At 62.4% G+C, this 2,636-nt stretch carries 4 protein-coding genes; all 4 read right to left on the bottom strand.

Annotation, left to right across the window (positions count from 1 at the left end):
• Positions 1-384 precede the first annotated feature (384 nt).
• Positions 385-1,128 (bottom strand): flagellar brake protein, encoded by a 744-nt coding sequence (locus HP547_RS24855; RefSeq protein WP_172288035.1) that lies wholly within the window; start codon positions 1,126-1,128, stop codon positions 385-387.
• Between the two features lie 80 nt (positions 1,129-1,208).
• Positions 1,209-1,676: a flagella synthesis protein FlgN gene (locus HP547_RS24850; RefSeq protein WP_172232036.1), complete on the bottom strand. Its 468-nt coding sequence runs from the start codon at positions 1,674-1,676 to the stop codon at positions 1,209-1,211.
• A gap of 49 nt (positions 1,677-1,725) precedes the next feature.
• On the bottom strand, positions 1,726-2,040 hold the full coding sequence (gene flgM / locus HP547_RS24845; protein WP_172288033.1) for a flagellar biosynthesis anti-sigma factor FlgM: 315 nt from the start codon (positions 2,038-2,040) through the stop codon (positions 1,726-1,728).
• A gap of 164 nt (positions 2,041-2,204) precedes the next feature.
• On the bottom strand, positions 2,205-2,636 hold a 432-nt coding region (flgA, locus tag HP547_RS24840), incomplete at its 5' end, for a flagellar basal body P-ring formation chaperone FlgA (protein WP_172288031.1).

The raw sequence follows: 2,636 nt of genomic DNA, 5'->3' as shown, positions 1-2,636 counted from the left end.
GGCCAACAAAAGCTAGGTTGCCTGCCCTGGCCTCATCGCCGGCAAGCCAGCTCCCACAGGTACAGCTCATGGCCTGAGACTGGCGCCGTCCGTGTGGCAGCTAGGCTGCATGCCTTGGCCTCATCGCCGGCAAGCCAGCTCCCACAGGTACAGCTCATAGCCTGAGACTGGCGCCGTCCTTGTGGCAGCCAGGTTGCCTGCCCTGGCCTCATCGCCGGCAAGCCAGCTCCCACAGGTACAGCTCATAGCCTGAGACTGGCGCCGTCCGTGTGGGAGCTGGCTTGCCGGCGATGGGGCGCGTAGCGGCCCCAATGGCCAGCACAGGAGAAACACAAATGAAAACGCCACCTCGAAAGGTGGCGTTTGCGTTTTACAGACCGACGATCAATAGTCGTCCTTGTCAAACCGCCGCGCTTCACGCTGCAGCTGGTAGACAAAACTCTCGATTTTGCGCTGCGCCTGCCCACTGAGGTTGTGGAAGCGCACGCCAGCGAAGGTGGTGTTGATACGCTCTTCGTAGTGCAGGTGGCGCAGCTCGACCATGGTATCCACCAGGCCCAGCGGGTTCCCCGCCTTGAACCGCTCGTACACCTGCCCCAGTTGCAAGCGGTCTTCGACATTGCCCTCGAAGCGCAGTTTGCAGCCGGTGGCGGAGATGTCCAGCAGTTTGCCGCGCAAGGCGCCGTTGCCCTTGAGGTGGGTGCCGTCGAGGATGATATCGACCAGCTGCGAAAGCTTCAGCGCGGCACGGAAGGCGTTGCGGCGCTGGTGGTAGGTCATCTCTACAGGCATGGCGCCACGGTAGCTGCGGTGGCCATCGACCTCGGTAATCTTCAGTTCGTGGTCGCATTCCCAGGCGATGCGTACGCCATCGTGGAAGCCTTCGACGCGGAAGTGTTCGCCATTCTCGATGAACTTCTCGCCGTCACGCGGGATCATCTCGTCCAGCGCCAGGGTGTTGCTGTCACGGTCCACGTGCACCACGTAGCTCTGGAAGCGCTGGCTGCGGTCGTGGAAGGTGATGATCAGGGGGTCGTGGCTTTCCTGCAGCTGCCGCAAGTTGGCCGCAATCTCCAAAGGGGTGTTCAGCACCTTCGGCGGCTGCGGGGCATCGGTTTCATTGAACACGGCTTATCGTTCTCCAGGCAAAAGCGACACACGCAAGTAACGGCATTTTGCCAGTATGTTCCGTGCCTTGATAGAAAAAATCACACCTGGCTGAGCGCCCGAGGCTTGGCCAGCAGCGAGGTGCTGCCACGGCTGTCGTAGAGCGACGGCGAATCGCCACCCATGAGAATCCTGACCTGGTTGCTGGTGATGTGTTGCTGCACCTGGATGATCCGGCCATTGGTCTGGTTGACCTGCTGGCAGTCGTCCATCAGCTTCGACAGCATGTCGAGCCGCTGCAGCATCGCCTCGCCGTGCTGCGATTGCGCGGCCAATGCCTGCACGCCGGCACGGTCGGCAGTCAGGCCCAGGCTGCCGAGCAACTGGCTGCGGCGCTGGCCATGCTGCTCGAGCAAGATGATCAACGACTGCTTGCGGGCCAGGATCTGCTCCAGCAACGGCATGTCGCGGCCGTGCAGGGCGATCGCCTCCTTGTTCAGGAGGTCGAGCAGTTCCTGCATCGGGGCAATGTCATCTTCCATCAGTTGCAGCAAGGTCGTGTCGTGCATGGCTAACTCTTGGCTTTTCAAGCGTCCGTGAAGTCAGCGCGCCGTAGGGTCAGCGCTGGGCTTCGAAATCAAGCAGTTTGCTGGCGACCCGGCCGGCATCGACCTGGTAGCTGCCATCGGCGATTGCCTGCTTCAACTGGGCCACGCGGGCGTTGTTGACCACTGGCTCGTCGCGCAGCTTGTCGCTGATCTTTTGCAACTGCTTTGCCTCTTGGCTGAGGTGTACCGCTTCTCCGCTGGCGCTGGTGCCGCTGGCGGCTTCCGGGCTGGCTGCCGGTTTTTCGGCGCTGCCGTGCGCGCTGTTGCCGCGCACGCCGCCCGTGACGGACGGAGAGTTATTCAAACGACTGAAGTCGATGACCATGATCAGAAACCTCTGGGTATTTGGACGCTTGCCTTGTTTTCGGCCAACCCGATAGAAACTTTAGGCACAAATGCACAGCCGCCTGTCAGCAAGCTCGCGAACCCGTGTTCTGACACAGTTTAGAAAAAGCGGTTCCTCTCTGCCAGCGCAATCTGGCGGCTGGCCTACATGCTCACCTCGACCTGGCCCGGGCCGGTCACCCTGGCCTTGACCACCCGCTTGGAATTCAGGTTGCGCACCCGAATCTGCTCGCTCAGGCCTCCCTTGGCCAGCGCTTCGCCGGGCATGCGCACACTCAGGCTGCCGCTGCGGGCGATGATCACCACATGGTCGCCCTTGCGTACCACCTCGGCCTGCTCAAGGTGCTGCGGGGTGAGCACCTGATCGATCACCGTGGGGCGCAGCATCTTCATGCCTACCGCCTGGTCCAGCTCGGTCAGGAAGCCCTGGCCCAGGGTGCCCACATCGCGCTCGCGCAGGGCCACGTCGCCTTCGCCCACCACGTTGTCACGCTTGAGCGGGCGGGTTACCACTACCACGTCGCGGAACAGGCGCACGGTAGCCGGCACAAACACCGTCCACGGTGCGGCGCTGTC

The organism is Pseudomonas sp. CM27, from assembly GCF_013179515.1.
Lineage (GTDB): Bacteria > Pseudomonadota > Gammaproteobacteria > Pseudomonadales > Pseudomonadaceae > Aquipseudomonas.
This window is presented reverse-complemented; position numbering and strand designations above follow the sequence as displayed.